This is a genomic window from Streptomyces sp. NPDC046900 (assembly GCF_040644975.1).
GTDB lineage: Bacteria > Actinomycetota > Actinomycetes > Streptomycetales > Streptomycetaceae > Streptomyces.
The window spans coordinates 86,089-106,428 of record NZ_JBEYXD010000026.1; the positions used below are offsets into that span (position 1 = coordinate 86,089).

The 20,340-nt window shown below is 70.7% G+C and carries 22 protein-coding genes and 1 pseudogene; 13 read left to right on the top strand and 10 right to left on the bottom strand.

Annotation, left to right across the window (positions count from 1 at the left end; translation table 11 throughout):
• Positions 1-88: 88 nt before the first annotated feature.
• Positions 89-718: a CGNR zinc finger domain-containing protein gene (locus ABZ904_RS24675; RefSeq protein WP_359395830.1), complete on the top strand. Its 630-nt coding sequence runs from the start codon at positions 89-91 to the stop codon at positions 716-718.
• On the opposite strand, the gene sodX is transcribed toward ABZ904_RS24675, so the two are convergent.
• Positions 622-1,056, bottom strand: coding sequence for a nickel-type superoxide dismutase maturation protease (gene sodX / locus ABZ904_RS24680; RefSeq protein ID WP_359395832.1), 435 nt, complete (start codon positions 1,054-1,056; stop codon positions 622-624). The two genes, ABZ904_RS24675 and sodX, sit on opposite strands and share 97 nt — an antisense overlap.
• Positions 1,057-1,201: 145 nt before the next feature.
• Between sodX and sodN the strand changes: the two genes are divergently transcribed.
• The 4 genes and pseudogenes from sodN (at position 1,202) to ABZ904_RS24700 (ending at position 3,543) form a co-directional block, all read left to right on the top strand.
• On the top strand, positions 1,202-1,597 hold the full coding sequence (gene sodN / locus ABZ904_RS24685; RefSeq protein ID WP_355133333.1) for a superoxide dismutase, Ni: 396 nt from the start codon (positions 1,202-1,204) through the stop codon (positions 1,595-1,597).
• A gap of 230 nt (positions 1,598-1,827) precedes the next feature.
• Positions 1,828-2,259, top strand: a complete 432-nt coding sequence (locus ABZ904_RS24690) for a helix-turn-helix transcriptional regulator (RefSeq protein ID WP_359395835.1) — start codon at positions 1,828-1,830, stop codon at positions 2,257-2,259.
• Between the two features lie 9 nt (positions 2,260-2,268).
• Positions 2,269-2,685, top strand: coding sequence for a VOC family protein (locus ABZ904_RS24695; RefSeq protein WP_359395837.1), 417 nt, complete (start codon positions 2,269-2,271; stop codon positions 2,683-2,685).
• A gap of 117 nt (positions 2,686-2,802) precedes the next feature.
• Positions 2,803-3,543, top strand: a pseudogene (locus tag ABZ904_RS24700) (VOC family protein).
• 48 nt (positions 3,544-3,591) lie between these two features.
• Here ABZ904_RS24700 and ABZ904_RS24705 read toward each other — a convergent pair.
• The 5 genes from ABZ904_RS24705 to ABZ904_RS24725 form a co-directional block, all read right to left on the bottom strand.
• Complete coding sequence (locus ABZ904_RS24705) at positions 3,592-3,837, bottom strand: hypothetical protein (protein ID WP_359395841.1); 246 nt, start codon at positions 3,835-3,837, stop codon at positions 3,592-3,594.
• The gene (locus tag ABZ904_RS24710) at positions 3,834-4,181 is read right to left on the bottom strand and encodes a DUF952 domain-containing protein (RefSeq protein WP_359395986.1); all 348 of its coding nucleotides are present in this window, start codon (positions 4,179-4,181) and stop codon (positions 3,834-3,836) included. Before ABZ904_RS24710 ends, ABZ904_RS24705 begins: the two co-directional genes overlap by 4 nt.
• 231 nt (positions 4,182-4,412) lie before the next feature.
• Complete coding sequence (locus ABZ904_RS24715; RefSeq protein WP_359395843.1) at positions 4,413-5,021, bottom strand: GNAT family N-acetyltransferase; 609 nt, start codon at positions 5,019-5,021, stop codon at positions 4,413-4,415.
• Between the two features lie 236 nt (positions 5,022-5,257).
• Positions 5,258-6,382, bottom strand: a complete 1,125-nt coding sequence (locus tag ABZ904_RS24720; protein WP_361825512.1) for a family 2 encapsulin nanocompartment cargo protein polyprenyl transferase — start codon at positions 6,380-6,382, stop codon at positions 5,258-5,260.
• 114 nt (positions 6,383-6,496) lie between these two features.
• Positions 6,497-7,903 carry a family 2B encapsulin nanocompartment shell protein gene (locus tag ABZ904_RS24725; RefSeq protein ID WP_359395848.1) on the bottom strand — a complete coding sequence of 469 codons (1,407 nt, stop codon included), beginning with the start codon at positions 7,901-7,903 and terminating at the stop codon, positions 6,497-6,499.
• A 357-nt stretch (positions 7,904-8,260) separates the two neighbouring features.
• Between ABZ904_RS24725 and ABZ904_RS24730 the strand changes: the two genes are divergently transcribed.
• Positions 8,261-8,851, top strand: a complete 591-nt coding sequence (locus ABZ904_RS24730) for an N-acetylmuramoyl-L-alanine amidase (RefSeq protein ID WP_361825514.1) — start codon at positions 8,261-8,263, stop codon at positions 8,849-8,851.
• Positions 8,852-8,906: 55 nt separating this feature from the next.
• Positions 8,907-9,851 (top strand): pyridoxal-phosphate dependent enzyme, encoded by a 945-nt coding sequence (locus ABZ904_RS24735; RefSeq protein ID WP_361825516.1) that lies wholly within the window; start codon positions 8,907-8,909, stop codon positions 9,849-9,851.
• Between the two features lie 95 nt (positions 9,852-9,946).
• On the opposite strand, the gene ABZ904_RS24740 is transcribed toward ABZ904_RS24735, so the two are convergent.
• On the bottom strand, positions 9,947-11,542 hold the full coding sequence (locus ABZ904_RS24740) for a Na+/H+ antiporter (RefSeq protein ID WP_359395854.1): 1,596 nt from the start codon (positions 11,540-11,542) through the stop codon (positions 9,947-9,949).
• Between the two features lie 87 nt (positions 11,543-11,629).
• On the opposite strand from ABZ904_RS24740, the gene ABZ904_RS24745 reads away from it, so the two are divergent.
• From ABZ904_RS24745 to ABZ904_RS24755, 3 genes are all read left to right on the top strand, one after another.
• The gene (locus tag ABZ904_RS24745; protein ID WP_359395856.1) at positions 11,630-11,890 is read left to right on the top strand and encodes a UBP-type zinc finger domain-containing protein; all 261 of its coding nucleotides are present in this window, start codon (positions 11,630-11,632) and stop codon (positions 11,888-11,890) included.
• A 271-nt stretch (positions 11,891-12,161) separates the two neighbouring features.
• On the top strand, positions 12,162-12,575 hold the full coding sequence (locus ABZ904_RS24750; protein ID WP_071369611.1) for an anti-sigma regulatory factor: 414 nt from the start codon (positions 12,162-12,164) through the stop codon (positions 12,573-12,575).
• A complete protein-coding gene (locus tag ABZ904_RS24755) occupies positions 12,572-13,714 on the top strand; it encodes an RNA polymerase sigma factor SigF (RefSeq protein ID WP_359395859.1) in 1,143 nt (380 codons plus the stop codon). Before ABZ904_RS24750 ends, ABZ904_RS24755 begins: the two co-directional genes overlap by 4 nt.
• Positions 13,715-13,774: 60 nt before the next feature.
• On the opposite strand, the gene ABZ904_RS24760 is transcribed toward ABZ904_RS24755, so the two are convergent.
• Positions 13,775-14,224: a hypothetical protein gene (locus tag ABZ904_RS24760; RefSeq protein WP_359395861.1), complete on the bottom strand. Its 450-nt coding sequence runs from the start codon at positions 14,222-14,224 to the stop codon at positions 13,775-13,777.
• A gap of 138 nt (positions 14,225-14,362) precedes the next feature.
• Here ABZ904_RS24760 and ABZ904_RS24765 point away from each other — a divergent pair, with 138 nt between their 5' ends.
• Complete coding sequence (locus ABZ904_RS24765) at positions 14,363-15,331, top strand: diacylglycerol kinase family protein (protein WP_361825519.1); 969 nt, start codon at positions 14,363-14,365, stop codon at positions 15,329-15,331.
• A 320-nt stretch (positions 15,332-15,651) separates the two neighbouring features.
• Positions 15,652-15,909, top strand: coding sequence for a WhiB family transcriptional regulator (locus tag ABZ904_RS24770; RefSeq protein ID WP_006380970.1), 258 nt, complete (start codon positions 15,652-15,654; stop codon positions 15,907-15,909).
• Positions 15,910-16,130: 221 nt separating this feature from the next.
• On the opposite strand, the gene ABZ904_RS24775 is transcribed toward ABZ904_RS24770, so the two are convergent.
• Positions 16,131-17,597, bottom strand: coding sequence for a PAS domain-containing sensor histidine kinase (locus ABZ904_RS24775; RefSeq protein ID WP_359395988.1), 1,467 nt, complete (start codon positions 17,595-17,597; stop codon positions 16,131-16,133).
• Positions 17,598-18,149: 552 nt separating this feature from the next.
• A complete protein-coding gene (locus tag ABZ904_RS24780) occupies positions 18,150-19,223 on the bottom strand; it encodes an SIS domain-containing protein (protein ID WP_361825522.1) in 1,074 nt (357 codons plus the stop codon).
• Positions 19,224-19,448: 225 nt separating this feature from the next.
• Between ABZ904_RS24780 and nagB the strand changes: the two genes are divergently transcribed.
• Entirely contained in the window at positions 19,449-20,234 is a 786-nt protein-coding gene (gene nagB, locus ABZ904_RS24785) for a glucosamine-6-phosphate deaminase (RefSeq protein WP_359395868.1), read from the top strand.
• The last annotated feature ends 106 nt before the right edge of the window (positions 20,235-20,340 follow it).

Here is a 20,340-nt window from a genome sequence, read left to right on the forward strand (position 1 = left end):
GTTACGTGCGTCACGTAATACCCTGGAAGCACGATCGTCTGTTACCCGACCGCCCCACGACCATAGAGCGCCTCCGTAAGGACTACAAGTGGAACTGGCCTATTACTCGGATTACGCCGTACGACTCGTGAACAGCGAGGAACCGGCCCGGGGCAAGGACTCGCTCACCTCGGTGGAGGCCGTCCGCGACCTCTTCGGGGGCAACCAGTCGGCGGCCCGCCGCGCCACCGACGCCGACGTCACCCGGTTCCGATCGGTCAGGGCCCGACTCCGTGCGGTCTTCGAGGCGGCCGACACCGGCGACGAGACGCTCGCCGTGGACCTGCTGAACTCGCTGCTCCTCGAGTTCCCGGTGAGCCCGCAGATCTCCGGGCACGACCACCGCGACGAGGACGGCCGCCCGCTGTGGCACATGCACCTCGCGGACCACCCGTCGAACGCGACCGCGGGCTATGCGGCGATCGCCGCGATGGGGCTCGCCTTCCACCTCACCGCATACGGCGTGGACCGCCTGGGCCTGTGCGAGGCGGCCCCTTGTCGCAACGCGTACCTCGACACGTCGACGAACCGCTCCCGGCGCTACTGCTCGGACCGCTGCGCGACGCGCGCCAACGTGGCCGCCTACCGTGCCCGCAAGCGCCTGGAGGCGGACCGGTCGGAGAACACGGGCCGGCCGGCCGAGAGCGCCCAGCGCAGCAGCGCGAACAGCGAGCGCTGACCCTCCTTGCGCGGCCGGTAGCGCAGTCGCACCTTCCCGAGGACGAGCTCCTCGGGAACGCTGCCGTAGTCGGTGCTGTCCCCGCCCGCGTACGGATTGTCGCCGAGCACCCACCAGCCGCCCTCGCGGAGCTCGACAGCCCGCTTGACGACCAGCAGGTCCTGCTGGAAGGGATGCCGCAGAACGACGACGTCACCTGGCCGGACCCGCGCCCCGTACTGGACGAGCAGCCGGTCCCCGTGGTGCAGCGTGGGCACCATGGACGGTCCCGTCACCTCCGCCGCCCCCAACGGCAGCAGGGCCCTCGTGCGCTCGAACTCCTGTGACAGCTCCGGCATCCCCGGCACCTCCCCGGTCCGATCCTCCACCAGTCCCAGTCTCACCCTGGACTTTTGACGTAAGCCCACGGGGGCACTCGCGAAAACCCGTCCCCCACGGAGTAATGTCCCACCTGAGAAGACGATCACGAGGAAGGACAGCTTCATGCTCTCCCGCCTGTTTGCCCCCAAGGTCAAGGTCAGCGCCCACTGCGACCTGCCCTGTGGCGTCTACGACCCGGCCCAGGCCCGCATCGAGGCGGAGTCGGTGAAGGCCGTACAGGAGAAGATGGCCGCCAACGACGACCCGCACTTCCAGGCCCGCGCCACCGTCATCAAGGAGCAGCGCGCCGAGCTCGCCAAGCACCACGTCTCGGTGCTGTGGAGCGACTACTTCAAGGCCCCGCACTTCGAGAAGTACCCGGAGCTGCACCAGCTGGTCAACGACACCCTGAAGGCCCTCTCGGCCGCCAAGGCGTCGAAGGACCCGGCCACGGGCCAGAAGGCGCTGGACTACATCGCCCAGATCGACAAGATCTTCTGGGAGACCAAGAAGGCCTGATCCACCGGTCCTTCTGATCGCAAAGACCCGCGAGCGGTGCATCCTCGCAGGTCAGCGACGTGTCTGAAGGGGCCCGGCCGCACCGTCGGCCGGGCCCCTTCACATGTGCCCGGCCGCCCGGGGCAAGCGCATGGATCAGTCGGTTGCGGACCGGACCGTTCCGTCCGTCCGGGCCGCCGAGCCGTCTCAAGCCGGGTCCTGTTGTCAGTACCCCGTGCCATGCTGTGGGCGTGGACCTGGACGACCTGGTCCGGCTGCGGCGGGCCCGCGACCGGATGGACCGAGACTACGCACAGCCGCTGGACGTGCCCGCGCTCGCGCACACCGCGCTGATGTCGCCCGGGCACTTCCAGCGCAGCTTCCGCGCGGCCTACGGGGAGACTCCGTACAGCTACCTCATGACCCGCCGCATCGAGCGGGCCAAGGCGCTGCTGCGGCGCGGGGACATGACCGTGACGGAGGTCTGCATCGCCGTGGGGTGCACCTCCCTGGGGTCGTTCAGCTCGCGCTTCACGGAACTGGTCGGCGAGACGCCGAGCGCCTACCGAGCGCGGTCGCACGAGCACGCAGCGCCGATTCCGCCGTGCGTGGTGAAGGGCCTGACGCGCCCCCGCCGGGGCAGGCCGGGCGATACGCGAGCGGACCCGCGCGCCCAGCTCTAGCCTGGCGCCATGGACCTGAAACTCTCCCAGTGCTTCATCGCCGTCGACGATCACGACAAGGCGCTCGCCTTCTACCGGGACGTCCTGGGCCTCGAGGTCCGCAACGACGTCGGGTTCGAGGGGATGCGCTGGGTGACGGTCGTTTCACCGCTCCAGCCCGACGTGGAGATCGTCCTGGAGCCGCCGGGCGCCAGCCCGGACGCCTCCCCGGCGGACCGCCAGGCGATGGCGGAGCTGCTCGCCAAGGGCATCCTGCGGGGCGTCATCTTCTCCACCGAGGACTGCGACGCCCTCTTCGCCCGCGTCGAGGGGGCCGGGGCCGACGTCCTCCAGGAACCCATGGACCAGCCCTGGGGCATGCGCGACTGCGCCTTCCGCGACCCGGCGGGCAACCTGCTGCGCTTCACGGAGCGCCGCGCCGCCTGACGCGGACCGCGGCCACCTGGCAGCCGGGCCCGGGATACGCGTTGCGCGTTCCTTCCGGCCGGGAGACGGTACGAGCGGCCCGTCCACCGTCCGCACCGTCTGCCAGGGAGTCGCCCCGTGAGCGAACCGATCCGCTGGACCTACGTCTTCGTCGACCGACCCGCTCCGGAGTTCGGCCGGGCCTGCGATTTCTGGACCGCGGTCACGGAGACCAAGTTGTCCGAAACCCGGGGTGATGACGGCGAGTTCGTGACGCTGCTGCCAGAGACGGGAGACGCCTGCCTGAAGGCGCAGGCCGTGCGCGCGGGCGGCGGCACCCATCTCGACCTGGCCGTCGAGGACGTGCCCGCGCTGGTGGCGGCGGCGCGGAGCCGACGTCGTCGCCGGCCATCCGGGGTGGGCCGTGCTCCGCTCCCCGGCGGCCAGTCGTTCTGCGCCGTGCCCTGGCACGGCGAGTCGGCGCGGCCTCCCGTGGTCGAGGACTCCGGCAGTGCGGCCGACCGGCTCGACCAGGTGTGTCTCGACGTCGGCCTGGCTGTCTTCGACGCCGAAGTCGCCTTCTGGGGCGGCCTCACCGGCTGGGAGTCGTATCCGGGCTCCCTGCCGGAGTTCCATGTGGTCCGGCCGCCCGCCGCACTGCCGGTCCGCATCCTGGTGCAGCGCCTCGGCACCGACGGCCCCGCCTCGGCCCATCTCGACCTCGCGTGCGCGGACATCGAGGCGACCCGGGCCCGGCACGAACGCCTGGGCGCCGCCCTCGTCGAGCGGGGTACCCACTGGACGGTGATGCGCGACCCGGCCGGCGGCACGTACTGCCTGACGGGCCGCGACCCGTGGACGGGCGGCCTGCCCGGCTAGGCGACGCCGGACGGCGCCGTCATGCCCGCTCCGCCGGATGACGGCGTCCTACCGGACGGCGGAGTACGCACAGACGATGATCACCGGCCTCGTGGCAGGCGTCGGGGTCGGACAGGAGGTCTCGTCGACGTCCGCGGACAGCAGCGGAGCGGGCGCGCGTTCCCACCGGGCCGGAGGATCCGGCTCGTTCGCTTCCTGCAGCCACAGCGTGAGGCCCCCGCCCGTCAGCACCAGTGCCGCCCACACCCCGACGGCCCACCGCCAGGCCTTGCTCCGTCCCCCCGTCGCGGTCACTCCGGCGCCGCCGTCCCGGCGTTCCAGACCTCCACGTCCACCACGGCGGACACCGGTATCGGCCCGTAGATGTGCGGGAACTCCTCGCCGCCGGGCCGCACGGCCTCGTAGCGTACGGGGGCCGTCAGACGCCGCGGGTCGATGACGAGCAGCACCAGTTCGTCGGGCCCCTCGTACGTCCCGTACACCCAGCCCGCGACGCGCGGGACCTGGTGCCGCAGCGAGCAGTGGATGAAGCCCTCCTCCTGAAGGGTGCGGTCGCGGGTCGACATCTCGTAGGTGCCGGTCGCGCGGGCCGCCTCCCACAGGGAGCGCTCGGTGAGGTGCAGCAGAGGTTCGGACATACCGCCAACCCTAGGCTTCGGGTACGACACCCCGGTCTCCCGAGCCGCGTACGCCGGGCACTTGGGGTTGCGGCACGGACCGGGGCGCCACACCGGGACGAAGGCACCCAGCGTCTTGTGGCGCCGTACGACGGTGCCGACGGGCTGCCCGCAGGACGGACAGACCTGATCCTTGCTGCCCATGCCCTCAGCGTAGGGCGGCCACGGGTGCGGCGCCCCCGGTGCTTTCGGTCAGCGAGGATCGCGCCACATCGGCCACATCTTCGGGCCGTCGGGGATGTCGAGGGTGCGACCCGTGTAGGCGAACCCGAGCCGCTCGTACAGCCTGGTGCTGCGGGCACTGCTCGCCTCCAGATAGGCAGGCAGGCCCTCCCGGTCGCAGCGGTCGAGGACGTGCTGGATGAGCGCGGTGCCGAGGCCCTCGCCCTGGTGCCCCGGGGCCACGCCGATCATCCACAGGTATTCGTGGGCTCGTTCCGTGGGGTGCGACGCGGCCGTCAGCCGGGCGATGCGCTCGACCCTTTCGTTGTCCGGGTCGACCGTCTCACGCAGTCGCACGGCGTCGTCCGCGTCCTCCGCGTCGTCCTCCGCGCCCGCGTGGTCGCCGGCGGGCACCGGCAGCCAGAGCGCACAGGCCGTGCCGTCCTCGGTCACATCGATGCGCCCCTCGGCGAACACGATGTCGGTGAACGCGCCCATCAGCCTGTGGTGCGTCGTACGCCGGTGCTCCTCGTCAGGAAACACCCAGCTGCTGACCGGATCGTCCCGGAACGCCTCGTCCAGCAGCCGGACGACCGTCTCGCGGTCGTCCCCCTCCGCCGCCCGGATGGCCACGCCCATCTGCCCGCCCTTTCACCCCAACCAGCTCTTCCCCTACGGGCGTTGACCCTATCGAGTGCTGCTGGGCGCATGACCCGAAGGGGCGTTCGGGAGGCGAACCGGCCTTCGACAAAGGGCGCGGGGGGCCGCACACCGCGGAGAGGTGCGGGGCCTCCTGCGCAGCCGGAGACCCGGGTGCCGCGAGGGGTCAGGAGCCTCGCGGAACCCGGGTCTCCGGGGTCTGACGGTCGTGCCGGTCAGCTGCTGCGCCGGGTCACGAACTCGGCCAGGGCCAGCAGGCCGTCCCCTGCCGCCGGGTCGGGAACCGCACGGGACAGCTCGTGCATCGCCCGGCCCATCCGGTCGGCCGCCTGCACCTGCGCCCAGTCACGTCCGCCCGCCCGCTCGACGGCGAGCACGGTGCGCTCCAACTCCCCTTCCTCGTACGGTCCCCGGTAGAGCTCCGCCAGGTCCGCCGCCGCCGGTGTACCGGAGGCCAGGGCGGCGACCACGGGCAGCGATTTCTTCCGGGCCATGAGATCCGCCCCGGCCGGCTTGCCGGTGCGGCTCGGGTCCCCCCAGATCCCGATCACGTCGTCGATGAGCTGGAAGGCGAGCCCGGCCTCGCGGCCGAAGGCGTCCAGCGCCGCGACGTCCTCCTCGTCCGCTCCGGCGTACAGAGCGCCGAGTGCGCAGGCGCAGCCGAGCAGTGCGCCCGTCTTCGCCTCGGCCATGGCGAGCACCTCGTCGAGGGTGACCTCGTCGGGGTCGCGCCGCTCCATGGCCGTGTCCGCGTGCTGACCGGCGCACAGTTCGACGACGCAGGACGCGAGCCGGGCGGCCGCCGCCCCGGACGCCGGGTGCGGGTCCTCGGCGAGCAGCCGCAGGGCCAGCGCCTGCAGGGCGTCCCCGGCGAGGATGGCGTCGGCGTCGCCGAACACGGTCCAGGCGGTGGGACGGTGTCTGCGGGTGGCGTCCCGGTCCATCACGTCGTCGTGCAGCAACGTGAAGTTGTGGACCAGTTCGACGGCCGCGGCGGCCCCCACGGCGGCGGCCGCTTGGCCGCCGAGCGCGCGGGCCGCGGTCAGGACGAGCGCGGGCCGTATCGCCTTGCCCGCGTTGCCGGACGCGGGGGTGCCGTCCGCGTGCTCCCAGCCGAAGTGGTAGCGCGCGATGCGGCGCATCGAGCCGGGCAGCGAGTCCACGGCCCGGCGCAGCTCCGGGTCGACCGAGGCGCGGGTGCGCTCCAGGATCACCGTGGCCTCGTGTCCGTCGGGCGGCCCGGCCGGGCCCGGGAGCGGGCCGAGCCGGCCAAGGGGGCCGGCCGGGCCGAGCCGTCCGAGCGTCGGACTCTGCTTCGGCTCCGTCATGAACTCACCCATGGAACCGCCTCGAAGTGTCTGCGGACGGTGACGCTTCCGCTGCCGATGGGCCAGTACCCCGAGTGTGTACCCGCCCGGACGGGCGGGCACACGGCGTGCCGGTTGTGCTCAGTGTCACCTCCAGCGGCCGATCTCGACGTTCTCCAGGACACCCAGCGCGTCGGGGACCAGGACCGCGGCCGAGTAGTAGGCCGTCACCAGGTACTTGATGATCGCCTGTTCGTTGATGCCCATGAAGCGCACCGAGAGGCTCGGCTCGATCTCGTCGGGGAGGCCCGTCTGCCTCAGGCCGACGACGCCCTGGTCCTCCTCCCCGAGACGCATGGCGATGATCGAGGTCGTACGGGCCTCGCTGACCGGGATCTTGTTGCACGGGAAGATCGGCACTCCCCGCCAGGTGGGGATGCGGTTGCCGCCCATGTCGACGGTCTCGGGGACCAGTCCGCGCTTGTTGAGTTCCCGGCCGAACGCGGCGATCGCGCGCGGGTGGGCGAGGAACAGCTTGGTGCCGCGCCGCCTGCTGAGCAGTTCGTCCAGGTCGTCGGGGCTCGGCACGCCGTCGTGCGGCTGCAGCCGCTGGTCGTATTCGCAGCTGTGCAGCAGACCGAAGTCACGGTTGTTGACCAACTCGTGCTCCTGGCGCTCCTTCAACGCCTCCACGGTGAGCCGCAACTGGTGCTCGGTCTGGTTCATCGGCTGGTTGTAGAGGTCCGCCACGCGCGAGTGGATACGCAGCACGGTCTGGGCGATGCTCAGCTCGTACTCGCGGGGTGCGGCCTCGTAGTCGACGAAGGTGTGCGGCACGTCCGGCTCGCCGCTGTGGCCCGCGGCGAGGTCGATCTGCTTCTCGCCGTACTTGTTGGTGCGCTGCTCCGGGATCGTGCGCTGCTGCCGGAGGTGTTCGCGCAGCGACTCCGCGCGCTCCGCGACCTGTTCGACGTCCCGGCGGGGCAGGGCGAGCACCGTGCAGGCGGTGACCGCGCGGGCCGTGTACTCCCAGATGGCACCCTGGTCCAGCAGCGCCTGATCGCCGAAGTAGGCGCCGTCGGCGAGGACGCCGAGCACCGCGTCGTCCCCGTAGGGGCCCGTTCCGATCTTCTCGACCTTGCCGTGCGCGAGCAGATACACCTCGTCGGCGTGGCTGCCGAATTCGGCGAGCACGTCCCCGGGCGCGAACCTCCGTTGCTGGCAGCGCTGGGCGAGTTCGCCGAGCACGTGCTGGTCGTCGTACGACCGCAGGGCCGGCAGCTCACCGAGCTCGGCCGGGATGACCGTGACCTGGTCGCCGGTCTTCACGAACGTCACACGGCCGTCGCCCACCGCATAGCTGAGGCGGCGGTTCACACGGTACGTACCACCCTGCACGTTCACCCACGGCAGCATGCGCAGCAGCCATCGTGAGCTGATCTCCTGCATCTGGGGTGCGGACTTGGTGGTGGTGGCCAGGTTCCGTGCGGCCGCGGTACCCAGACTCTGCTGCGGCCTGTTCTCGTCCGCGCGGACCTCTTCGCCTACCGACATTGGGTTTGCCCCTCCCGGATCATGCGTTGATCTGCGGGAAGAAGCCTCGCAGCACGAAGCGTGACCGTGCCATTACCCAAACGAGCGGGAATGGATCATCGTGGCCCTGGGCACACTGGGGAGCCCTGCCAAGGCGCCGCGGCATCCCTCCCGAACCGGCGGTCGAGGACGGGCGCGGGCCCAAAAGCGCACGCACAAGTCCCTGCTCGGGCCGGCCGATCGTCGGCAGATCCTCCGCTGACCGGATCGGCTCGCACACCGTACGAACGGCTGGTCCGCGCGCTGCGGTCGCCGGTACAAGCAGCGGTACAGGGCGGCCGCGACCGGTGGCCGTCGCGCAGCGCGAAGGAGGCGGCCATGGCCCCACCCATGTCCGCGGGCACGTTCCTCGACCGGCTCGAAGCCGAAGGCGTCACCGTCGTCGAGGTCGGCGACTGGCGACATCACAACCGCGACCACAAGGGCCCCTGGGGCCCCGTCCACGGAGTGCTGATCCACCACACGGCGACATCGGGGAGCGAGCGGACCGTCGCGGTGTGCCGCGACGGCGACGCCGAGCTGCCCGGGCCGTTGTGCCACGGCGTGATCACCAAGGACGGTGTGGTGCATCTGGTGGGCTACGGCCGCGCCAACCACGCGGGGCCGGGCGACGACGACGTACTGCGCGCGGTCGTCGCCGAAAAGGCGCTGCCCCCGGTGAACGAGGCGAACACCGATGGCAACCGCCACTTCTACGGTTTCGAGTGCGAGAACCTCGGCGACGGCGAGGACCCCTGGCCCCCGGCCCAGCTCGAGGCGATCGAGAAGGTGAGTGCGGCGATCTGCCGCCGGCACGGCTGGTCGGAACGCTCGGTGATCGGGCATCTGGAGTGGCAGCCCGGGAAGGTCGATCCGAAGGGCTTCTCGATGACCTGGCTTCGGGAGCGGGTCCGCGACCGCCTGAAGTGACACCGGCCGCCCCCGCCCGGCCGTGCGGACTCCCCGCGTGTTCGACAATGGCGGGGTGACCAGCCCCGATGTGCCGCACACCGAAGCGCTCGACCCGGCCGTGCTGCACCCACGTCTGCCGTCTCCCCTGAAGGAGGTCGCGGACGAGCGGTTCGCGCGGCACGGCGTCCGGCTGCTGCTCAAGCGGGACGACCTGATCCACCCGGACCTGGTCGGGAACAAGTGGCGCAAGCTCGCCCCGAACCTGCGGGCCGCGGCCGGCCGCCCCCTGGTCACCTTCGGCGGCGCCCACTCCAACCATCTGCGGGCCACCGCAGCCGCCGGCCGGCTGCTGGGCCTCGGGACGATCGGAGTGGTCCGCGGCGATGAGCTGGCCCACCGCCCGCTCAACCCCTCCCTGGCCCGGTGCGCGGCCGACGGCATGCGGCTGCACTTCGTCGACAGGTCGACGTACCGCCGCAAGTCGGAACCTGAGACCCTGGCCGCCATCCTGCGGGCCGCGGACGCCGCGGAGGCCTACGTCGTGCCCGAGGGCGGCAGCAACTCCCTCGCCGTGCACGGCTGCCTCGCGCTCGGTGAGGAACTGCGCGGCCGGGCGGACGTGGTCGCCGTCGCCTGCGGCACCGGCGGCACGCTGGCAGGCCTTGCCGCCGGCCTGGCACAGGACCAGCGGGCCCTGGGGATCCCGGTTCTGAAGGGCGACTTCCTGGCCGCCGACACCGCCGAGCTGCAACAGCGGACCTTCGGCGCCCGGCGGGGCACCTGGTCGCTGGACACCCGCTTCCACTTCGGCGGCTACGCCCGCGTACCCGATGAACTGGAGGCCTTCGCGGCCGACTTCGAGTCCCGCCACGGCCTGCCGGTGGAACATCTCTATGTCGCCAAACTGCTCTACGGACTTGTCGTCCTGACCGAAGAGGGCGCCATCCCTCCGGGTACGGTGCTGGCCGCCGTGATCACCGGAAGCCCGTTTCCCTCAGCGCCGCCCCGGGTCCCTTAGGCGGTCACCGACATCCGGGGCCCGACGCGCGATACGGTCCAAGCCCCTCCCCGGGACGGGACCGCCGTGGTCCCGTGGGCTCCCGACGAGCCGCCTCACGTGGTCTCCCGGTACGCCGCCGCCTCCTCCAGGTCCAGTCGGCGCAGCAGGGTGCGGAGCATCTCGTCGTCGATGTAGCGGTGGTTGCGGAGCTTGACGAAGACCTTGCGTTCCGCGCCGATCATCTCGCGGGACAGACGGCGGTAGGTGTCGTCGTGCGATTCCCCGGTCACCGGATTCACCGAGCCCAGCCGCTCCCAGACCGAGTTGCGGCGCCGCTCCAGGACCCTGCGCAGACGGTCGGCAAGCGGTGGCGGCAGGGCGTTGCGCTCGTCGTCGAGCAGCGCGTCCAGGCGCTGCTCGGCGGCCCGGGACGCCTGTGCCTGGGCGTTGGCCTCCGCCAGGGTCTCCGCCTGCGCGTCACGCCCCGGCAGCCTCAGCAGCCGGATGAGCGGGGGCAGGCTCAGTCCCTGCACCACCAGCGTGCCGATCACCGTCGTGAAGGTCAGGAAGAGGATCAGGTTGCGGTAGGGGAAGGGGTCGCCGTTGTGCATGGCCCGGGGGATCGAGAAGGCGATCGCCAGTGAGACCACGCCGCGCATCCCGGCCCAGCTGATGACGAACGGCCCCCTCCACGTCGGGTCCTCCTCCCGCTCCCGGATGCGCTTGGACGCAATCCGCGGCAGGAAGATCGACGGATACACCCACATGAACCGTGTCACGACGACCACGACGAACAGGACCAGCGCGTACCAGGCCGCACGCGTGCCCTCGAACCGGCCCAGCCCCCTCAGGACGACCGGGAGTTGCAACCCGATCAACGCGAACACGGCCGACTCCAGGACGAACGCGACCATCCTCCACACCGCCTCCTCCTGGAGCCGCGTCGCGAAGTCGACCTGCCAGTTGTGGTACCCGAGGTAGAGGGCGACCACGACCACGGCGAGCACCCCGGAGGCATGGACCCACTCAGCGGCCCCGTAGGCGACGAACGGAATCAGCAAGGAGAGCGTGTTCTGCAGCAACGCCTCCTTCAGGTGCATACGCAGCCAGTGGATCGGCATCATCAGCAGCAGACCGATCGCGACGCCGCCCACAGCCGCCACGGCGAACTCCCGCGCCCCGTCCGCCCAGGTCGCCCCCTCGCCGACCGCCGCCGCGAGCGCCACCTTGTACGCCGTGATCGCGGTCGCGTCGTTCACCAGCGACTCGCCCTGCAGGATCGTGGTGATCCGTGACGGCAGCCCCACCCGCCGGGCCACCGCCGTCGCGGCGACCGCGTCCGGCGGCGCGACGACCGCACCCAGCACCAGGGCGGCGGTGAGCGGCATGCCCGGCACCAGTACATACACCGCCCAGCCCACGGCGAGCGTCGCGAACAGCACGTACCCGATGGACAGCAGGGCCACCGGCCGCACCTGGGCCCGCAGGTCCAGGTACGAACTGTCGGTGGCCGCCGTGTACAGCAGCGGGGGCAGCACCAGCGGCAGCACGATGTCGGGGTCCAGGGTGTACTCCGGCACCCCCGGCAGATACGAGACCACCAGCCCCACAGCGACGAGCAGCAGCGGCGCGGGCACCGGAGTCCGGCGCGCCGCACCGGCGACGGCGGCACTGCCGGCCACCAGCAACAGCAACGGCAATACGTTCATCGTCTTCCGCCCACCCTCGATCTCCGCACAGCTTCCCGTCCCCGAATTCCGCGCGGCACCGCACGGACCCGTCGTAACCTGGCAATCATGAAACAGTGCACGCACGCCGACGCGCTGCCGCTCCCCGAGCCCAAGCCCCAGAGCGAGACCTGCCTGGAGTGTCTCGCGGCAGGCACGCACCCGGTGCAATTGCGGCTGTGTCTGGAGTGCGGACACGTGGGCTGCTGCGACTCCTCGCCCCTGCGGCACGCGACGTCGCACCACAAGGACAGCGGCCACCCGGTGATGCGCACCTTCGAGCCCGGCGAGAGCTGGCGGTGGTGCTTTGTCGACCATGTACTCGTGTGACGCGCGGTCCCCTCGCGTGTGACCCTGGATCCGGACGGTTCGGCGGTCTGACGACTGGGTACGTCAAACCGGCGCTCGCTCATCCGGATTGGGCCCGCAGACCCCTAGCCACTGTGCGTATACATGGGTTTACTATGAGTGACAGGAAGGGATCGGGGTCCCGGGACAGAAAAGCTGAGATCGCGATAGCGTCACCGCTGAACCACGTAGGGCGTTACCCCCGGGGGCGACCCTCGGCCCCGAAAGAGCTTGTACCACCTTGGAGGTGAGGGTGTCCCAGATCGCAGGCGAGCCCGCGACCCAGGACTTCGTGGAAGTCCGGCTTCCGGCAGCGGGTGCCTACCTGTCGGTGCTGCGCACGGCCACGGCCGGTCTCGCGGCGCGTTTGGACTTCACCCTCGATGAGATCGAGGACCTGCGCATCGCGGTCGACGAGGCCTGCGCGATCCTGCTGCAACAGGCCGTGCCCGGCTCGGTGCTCAGCTGTGTCTTCCGGCTCATCGACGACTCGCTCGAGGTCACCGTCTCGGCCCCCACCACGGACGGGCACGCCCCCTCGCGGGACACCTTCGCCTGGACCGTTCTGTCGGCTCTGGCCGGCAAGGTCTCCTCCGCGGTCGGCGACGACAAGACCGTGTCCATCAGCCTCTACAAACAGCGCGGCGCGGGACCCGGGCCGGCGTGACGAACGGGGACGGGCCGGTGCGGGACGAAGAGCGCGGCACACGGGAACTCCCCGCCGGGGACGCCGGTGGCCCGAGCGGGTCGCGGCGCATGGCGGACGGCGTGGACGGCATCCCTGAGCAGGCCCGTCCGCACCCGGAGGACGAGGCTTCGGCGGCCGTGGCGCCCCTGCAGACGGGGCCGAACGGCACGGACGAGGCGTTCTCCGTCCGGGGCGACGGACTGCGGGATCCGGACGACGCCACGCGGAGCACGTCCTCCGGAGGGACTGGGGCCTCCCCTGCTCGAGCGGAGTCGAGAGCATGGGGAAGGGTGACGGGCGGGACGATGAGCGAGCACGAGCGAAACGCTGAGCAGAGTGTGCCGGGCGGCGTACAGCACGACCCTCAGGACCGCACCGGAGCGCGGGCCATGTTCGTCGAGTTGCGCAAGCTGAAGGAGGGCAGCCCGGAGTACGCCGAGCTGCGCAACCAGCTCGTCCGTATGCACCTGCCGCTCGTCGAGCACCTCGCGCGCCGCTTCCGCAACAGGGGCGAACCGCTGGACGACCTGACCCAGGTCGCCACCATCGGTCTGATCAAGTCGGTGGACCGGTTCGACCCGGACCGCGGCGTCGAGTTCTCCACCTACGCGACCCCGACCGTGGTCGGCGAGATCAAGCGCCACTTCCGTGACAAGGGATGGGCGGTGCGGGTGCCGCGCCGTCTGCAGGAGCTGCGTCTGGCCCTGACCACGGCCACGGCCGAGCTGTCCCAGCAGCACGGCCGCTCCCCGACGGTCCACGAGCTGGCCGAGAAACTGGCCATCTCGGAGGAAGAGGTCCTGGAGGGCCTGGAGTCGGCGAACGCGTACTCGACGCTGTCCCTCGATGTGCCGGACACGGACGACGAGTCGCCCGCGGTCGCCGACACGCTCGGCGCGGAGGACGAGGCGCTGGAGGGCGTCGAGTACCGCGAGTCGCTGAAGCCGCTGCTCGAGGACCTTCCGCCCCGAGAGAAGCGGATCCTGCTCCTCCGCTTCTTCGGCAATATGACGCAGTCGCAGATCGCGCAGGAGGTCGGCATCTCCCAGATGCACGTCTCGCGGCTGCTGGCCCGGACGCTGGCGCAACTGCGGGAGAAGTTGCTGGTCGAGGAGTGACGAAGGGCGACCGGAGATCCGGTCGCCCCAAGGTGCGTGTGCCGAAGCCCGGCCGCGCCGTTACTTCTGGTCCTGCACGTTTCCGGGTCCGCGGATGCCGAGGGCCCGCGTCGTCGCCGGGTGCAGCAGCAGCACCAGGGCGGACACCGCGACGACCGCGAGGGCGATGCCGGCCGGGATCGCCATGCTGTCGGCCTGAAGCAGGCTGTAGGCCACCGGCAGGGCCAGGATCTGGGTGATGACGGCGGGTCCCCTGCTCCAGCCGCGCCGCAGCAGCAGTCCGCGCGCGGCCAGCAGGGGCAGCAGCGCGAGCACGACCAGGGTCAGGCCACCGGTGACGGCCTGCCCGCGGTCGTCGGGCGTGCCCGTCAGACCCAGGACGAGAATCCAGATGCCGCCCACGACCACGGCGAGCCCCTCCAGAGCGGCCAGCGCGGCCGCGGCGGTCAGCCGCCCGGGACGCGGTTCTGTTCCGGAGGCGGCGGGGGTGGGGTTCTGCTCAGCGCTCACCCCTGAAGAGTAGCCTTCGGGCCCACGCCCACCGTCGGCACGGGTACCGCGACTGTGCTCAAGGCCACCCCCCTTCTTCTTACCGGATCCCTACCTCGGGCTGGGATGAGCACCGCCCCGGTAGGTACCCTGCAATCCATGCGTGCACTTCTCGTGGTCAATCCGACAGCCACCACCACAAGCGCACGTACTCGTGACGTCCTGTTCCACGCGCTGGCGAGCGAGATGAAGCTCGAGGCGATCACCACGCAGTACCGGGGGCACGCCAGGGACCTCGGCCGCCAGGCCGCGGAGAGCGACGACATCGAGCTGGTGGTGGCCCTCGGCGGGGATGGCACGGTCAACGAGGTCGTGAACGGCCTGCTGCACCACGGCCCGGACCCCGACCGCCTCCCGCGCCTCGCGGTGGTCCCCGGCGGCTCGACCAATGTCTTCGCCCGCGCGCTGGGGCTGCCCAACGACGCAGTAGAGGCGACCGGCGCGATCCTCGACGCCCTGCGCAACGACAGCGAGCGGACGGTCGGCCTCGGTCTCGCCTCGGGCACCCCGGGCACCGAGGACGAGGCGGTGCCCTCCCGCTGGTTCACCTTCAACGCGGGCCTGGGTTTCGACGCCGGCGTGGTGGGCCGGGTCGAGCAGCGGCGCGAGCAGGGCAAGCGCTCGACCCATGCGCTGTATATGCGCCAGGTGGCACGCCAGTTCCTGGGCGAACCCCACCGCCGGCACGGAACGATCACTCTGGAGCGGGCCGGCGAGGAACCGATCACGGATCTCGTCCTGTCCATAATCTGCAACACGGCGCCCTGGACGTTTCTCGGCAATCGTCCGGTGTACGCGTCACCTAAGGCGTCGTTCGATACAGGACTTGACGTACTCGGTCTCAGCCGCGTCTCGACGGCCTCGGTTGCCCGATATGCAACCCAGTTGCTCACTTCGTCCCCCGAACGGGGGCCCCGCGGCAAGCATGTGGTGTCACTGCACGACCTGAGTGACTTCACCTTGCATTCGAAGGCTCCCCTGCCCCTTCAGATGGACGGTGACCACCTAGGGGTGCGTACGAGCGTGACGTTCACAGGCGTACGCCGTGCACTGCGTGTGATTGTGTGAGCAGAAGGGGCTAAAGTCCTTTCACTCGAACGTTTAGGCCAGGATCCACCCCTTGGAAGTACGGCTGTGATCGAGCCGACACCAAGGAATCAAAAAAAACTTTCCGGAAGGGGTTGTATCCGCCGCTGAGGTTTGCGAGTCTCTACGTGGCGCTCGGGACGGCCCGCAACATCGGCCTCCCATCGAGAGCCCGAACCCCTCCTCAATCCACAGGACCACGTCAGTATGTCTGACGATCGGCCCTTCACTTGTTGAGGGATTCGTGAAAGCGTTCACATTCACAAGCAATCTGCACGTATTACCACGGAGAGGTAGCAGCCATGGACTGGCGTCACAACGCCGTTTGCCGCGAGGAAGACCCCGAGCTCTTCTTCCCCATCGGCAACACCGGTCCTGCGCTGCTGCAGATCGAGGAAGCCAAGGCCGTCTGCCGTCGCTGCCCGGTTATGGAGCAGTGCCTGCAGTGGGCGCTCGAGTCCGGCCAGGACTCCGGCGTCTGGGGTGGTCTCAGCGAGGACGAGCGCCGCGCGATGAAGCGCCGCGCCGCCCGCAACCGGGCCCGTCAGGCCACCGCCTGACCTGCCCACCCCGTACGAGCCTGAGGTTGGCGGCGCGTACAGCGAGTACGCATCTCCCGCCCCCGAGCCGCAGCGCGCAGTACCCCCGGTGCGCCTAGTGAGCAACACCCGGCAACGAGCTCTGGCCCCGGACCACTTGTGGTCCGGGGCTCATTGCTGTCCGGGACCACTGTCGGGGGGCGCTGTCCGGGGCAGGACGCCGCCGGCGCCGTGAGGCGGTGTCACTTGGGTGCCCGTACCGGGATGTCCAGGATGACCCTCGTACCGCGCTCCGGGGCCGGGACCATGTCGAAGGTGCCGCCCAACTCGCCCTCCACCAGCGTCCGTACGATCTGCAGGCCCAGGTTGCCCGCCGTGTGCGGATCGAAGCCCTCGGGCAGACCGACACCGTCGTCCTGGACGGTGACCAGGAGGCGGGCCTCCTTCGTCGTACCGCCGCGGACCGCGGAGACCTCGACCGTGCCGGTGTCGCCCTGCCGGAAGCCGTGCTCCAGGGCGTTCTGCAGCACCTCGGTCAGCACCATGGAGAGCGGGGTCGCGACCTCGGCGTCGAGGATGCCGAAGCGGCCGCTGCGCCGGCCGGTGACCATACCGGGCGAGATCTCCGCGACCATGGCGAGCACCCGGTCGGCGATCTCGTCGAACTCCACCCGCTCGTCCAGATTTTGGGACAGCGTCTCATGGACGATCGCGATCGAGCCCACGCGCCGTACGGCCTCCTCGAGGGCCTCCCGCCCCCGCTCGGACTCGATCCGGCGGGCCTGGAGCCGGAGCAGCGCGGCTACCGTCTGGAGGTTGTTCTTCACCCGGTGGTGGATCTCCCGGATGGTCGCGTCCTTGGTGATCAACTCCCGCTCACGGCGCCGCAGTTCGGTGACGTCCCGGAGCAGGACCAGAGAGCCGATCCGGGTGCCCTTCGGCTTGAGGGGGATCGCGCGGAACTGGATGACCCCGTCGTTCGACTCGATCTCGAACTCGCGCGGCGCCCAGCCGCTGGCGACCTTGACCAGGGCCTCGTCCACCGGACCCTGGGTCGGAGCCAGTTCGGCCGTGGTCTCGCCGAGGTGGTGGCCGACGATGTCGGCCGCGAGGCCCAGGCGGTGGTACGCCGACAGTGCGTTCGGGGAGGCGTACTGGACTATGCCGTCCGCGTCCAGCCTGATCAGCCCGTCGCCGACACGCGGCGAGGCGTCCATGTCGACCTGCTGCCCGGGGAAGGGGAAGGAGCCCGCCGCGATCATCTGCGCCAGGTCGGAGGCGCTCTGGAGGTAGGTCAGCTCCAGGCGGCTCGGGGTCCGTACGGTCAGCAGGTTGGTGTTGCGAGCGATGACACCGAGGACACGGCCCTCGCGTCGCACGGGAATGGACTCGACCCGGACCGGAACCTCCTCGCGCCACTCGGGGTCGCCCTCACGGACGATCCGGCCCTCGTCCAGGGCCGCGTCCAGCATGGGGCGGCGGCCACGCGGGACGAGATGGCCGACCATGTCGTCCTGGTAGGAGGTGGGGCCGGTGTTGGGGCGCATCTGGGCGACCGAGACGTAACGGGTGCCGTCGCGCGTGGGCACCCACAGCACCAGGTCGGCGAAGGAGAGGTCGGAGAGCAGCTGCCACTCCGACACCAGCAGATGCAGCCACTCCAGGTCGGAGTCGCTGAGCGCGGTGTGCTGGCGGACCAGCTCGTTCATGGAGGGCACGTGTGCGAGGGTACCCGGGGCTTCGTACATCGATCGAAATCGGCCAGACCGGCGACGGTGCGGTAGGCCCCCAGGAACACCCGCGGGCCGCGGCGCCTGGGAGGGACCCTCAACCCTCCCGGCACCGCAGCCCGGAGCAGCAACGGCCGTGGGGTGTGCGGTCCCGGTCGGCCGATGGTCGAGGAGCCGGAGCAGTCAGGGCAGAGAGCGCCGGATCCTCGTTCCGTCCTCCTGTGCGGGGAAGACGGAGGTCTGTGCGGCAGGTCCCGCTCACCGTGGGACGAGCGGACTTTACTGAACTTACCTGAGCTGTCTGGACTAGACCACGCTCGCGAACCATGTTCCTGGGTCCCGGGGCGTGTGTCCATGCGTTGGCGGATGTTTGTTGTTGTCTCTTTATCGGACACCCGCCGACGGCTCACCCGCAGCGTAGCCGTCTTCGGCTCCCGGGCGGGGCCGGATCGCCATCGTGGTGCTCGCGAGTGCTCCGCTTCCCACCGGCCCGCCCCGGCGTGCGTCTGAGGGGAGCCACCACCCTCCCGCTCAATGCGTCTGCGTCACCTTGGCCAGGGCACGCGGAGCGTCCGGATCCTGACCGCGGGCGATGGTCACCTCGTACGCCAGCAACTGAAGCGGGATGATCTCCAGGATCGGCTGGAGTTCCTCGGGTACGCCCCCGGTGGGCAGGACGAAGCCCGCCGAGGCCTGTTCCACCTGGTCTTCGGGCCCGATGACGACAAGATCGGCGCCGCGGCCGCGCAGCCTGTCCAGTACGGGCCGGAACGCCGCGCCGCCCTTGCCGTCCGTCACGACCGCGATGACCGGCGAGACGTTGTCGACCATGGCGAGCGGACCGTGCAGGAGGTCGGCGCCCGAGTAGGACAGGGCAGGGATGTAGCTGGTCTCCATCAGCTTCAGGGCGGCTTCCTTCGCGGTCGGATAGCCGTAGCCGCGCGAGGTGATGACCATCCGCTCGGCGAACCGGTACCGGGCGGCGAGGGTGCGGACCTCGTCCTGGCGGGCGAGCAGCCGCCCGGCGAGGTCGGGCAGTACCTTCGCGGGCGCACCGTCACCGCCGCGCAGCCCTTCCACGAAGAGATAGAGGGCGAGCAGGGAGGCGGTGTAGGTCTTGGTCGCCGGAAGGGCCTTTTCCGGTCCCGCGAGGATGTCGATGTGGAACTCGGAGACCGCGGCGAGCGGCGAGTCCGGGTTGTTGGTCACCGCGAGCGTGAGCGCGCCGGCCTCGCGGGCGGCCTGCGTGGAGGCGACCAGGTCCGGGGAGCCGCCGGACCGGCTGACGGTGATGACGAGAACGTCGGTGAGATCGGGGCGGGCGCCGTACGCCGTGGTCGTCGACATCGAGGTGAGACCGCAGGGCAGACCGAGTCGGATCTCCAGCAGGTACTTGGCGTAGAGCGCGGCGTTGTCGGAGGTGCCGCGGGCGGTCAGCAGCACGAACCGGGGCTTGCGGGCGGCGACCTCCCGGGCCACCTCCTGGATCCGCGGCGCCCCGGCGTCCAGGATCCGGCGCAGCACGGCGGGCTGCTCGGCCATCTCCCCGGCCATGATCCGCCCGGGCAGGTCGTCGCTGCGGGGGTCCGTGGTGGGCGCGGTCATGGGGCCTCCTCGGGGTGGCTCACCGCTACGGCACGGCGTCGGCTGCCTCCGTTCCACGCCCCCGTCCTTGGATCCACGCAGCCGGGGGGCGACCCGGACATGGCCGGCCTGGGACGCGCGGCCCGTGGAACCCTCGGTCGGAGACCGTTTCTGGTAGATTGGTCTATACCACTATTGTTTCCCCTCGGTTCCCCGGCGAGCCCTCTTCAGATCGGCAGGCCCAGCGTGGAAGTTGTCATCGTTCCGGATGCCAAGGCAGGTGGCGCACTCATCGCCGAGGCCATGGCGCGGCTGCTGAGGCGCAAGCCCGACGCCGTGCTCGGGGTGGCCACCGGCTCGACCCCGCTGCCCGTCTACGAGGCGCTGGCGGCCGAGGTGCGCTCCGGTGCCGTGGACGCCTCGCGGGCGCGGATCGCACAGCTCGACGAATACGTGGGGCTGCCGGCCGAGCATCCCGAGTCCTACCGCTCGGTGCTCAGGCGCGAGGTGCTGGAGCCGCTCGGCATCGACATGGACGCCTTCATGGGACCGGACGGCACCGCCGAGGACGTGCAGGCGGCGTGCGAGGCCTACGACCGTGCGCTCGCCGCGGCCGGCGGCGTGGACCTTCAGTTGCTCGGCATCGGCACCGACGGGCACATCGGGTTCAACGAGCCGTGCTCCTCGCTCGCCTCGCGCACCAGGATCAAGACGCTGACCGAGCAGACCCGGATCGACAACGCGCGCTTCTTCGACGGCGACATCGACCAGGTACCGCATCACGTGATCACCCAGGGCATCGGGACCATCCTGGAGGCACGGCACCTCGTGCTCCTCGCCACCGGCGAGGGCAAGGCGGACGCGGTCGCCGCGACCGTCGAGGGCCCCGTCGCCGCGATCTGCCCGGCGTCCGCGCTCCAGCTCCACCCGCACGCGACGGTCGTCGCCGACGAGGCCGCGGCGTCCAAGCTGAAGCTCGCCGGCTACTTCCGCCACACCTACGCCAACAAGCCCGCCTGGCAGGGGATCTAGCCCGCCCGCTGTGCCGAAGGCCCCGGCCACCGTGGCTCGCCCCGGACCTGGCGGAACCTTCCGTTCCTGAGGGACCTGCGCAACCGGCACCGATCAAGGCCGATGC

Coding starts and splice junctions, on each gene's coding strand:
- ABZ904_RS24775 (WP_359395988.1), bottom strand. CDS start 17,597: ATGAACGAGCTGGTCCGCCAGCACACCGCGCTCAGCGACTCCGACCTG.
- ABZ904_RS24780 (WP_361825522.1), bottom strand. CDS start 19,223: ATGACCGCGCCCACCACGGACCCCCGCAGCGACGACCTGCCCGGGCGG.
- ABZ904_RS24770 (WP_006380970.1), top strand. CDS start 15,652: ATGGACTGGCGTCACAACGCCGTTTGCCGCGAGGAAGACCCCGAGCTC.
- ABZ904_RS24715 (WP_359395843.1), bottom strand. CDS start 5,021: ATGGGCGTGGCCATCCGGGCGGCGGAGGGGGACGACCGCGAGACGGTC.
- ABZ904_RS24720 (WP_361825512.1), bottom strand. CDS start 6,382: ATGGGTGAGTTCATGACGGAGCCGAAGCAGAGTCCGACGCTCGGACGG.
- ABZ904_RS24745 (WP_359395856.1), top strand. CDS start 11,630: ATGAAACAGTGCACGCACGCCGACGCGCTGCCGCTCCCCGAGCCCAAG.
- ABZ904_RS24695 (WP_359395837.1), top strand. CDS start 2,269: ATGGACCTGAAACTCTCCCAGTGCTTCATCGCCGTCGACGATCACGAC.
- sodX (WP_359395832.1), bottom strand. CDS start 1,056: ATGCCGGAGCTGTCACAGGAGTTCGAGCGCACGAGGGCCCTGCTGCCG.
- ABZ904_RS24710 (WP_359395986.1), bottom strand. CDS start 4,181: ATGTCCGAACCTCTGCTGCACCTCACCGAGCGCTCCCTGTGGGAGGCG.
- ABZ904_RS24740 (WP_359395854.1), bottom strand. CDS start 11,542: ATGAACGTATTGCCGTTGCTGTTGCTGGTGGCCGGCAGTGCCGCCGTC.
- ABZ904_RS24730 (WP_361825514.1), top strand. CDS start 8,261: ATGGCCCCACCCATGTCCGCGGGCACGTTCCTCGACCGGCTCGAAGCC.
- ABZ904_RS24765 (WP_361825519.1), top strand. CDS start 14,363: ATGCGTGCACTTCTCGTGGTCAATCCGACAGCCACCACCACAAGCGCA.
- ABZ904_RS24725 (WP_359395848.1), bottom strand. CDS start 7,903: ATGTCGGTAGGCGAAGAGGTCCGCGCGGACGAGAACAGGCCGCAGCAG.
- sodN (WP_355133333.1), top strand. CDS start 1,202: ATGCTCTCCCGCCTGTTTGCCCCCAAGGTCAAGGTCAGCGCCCACTGC.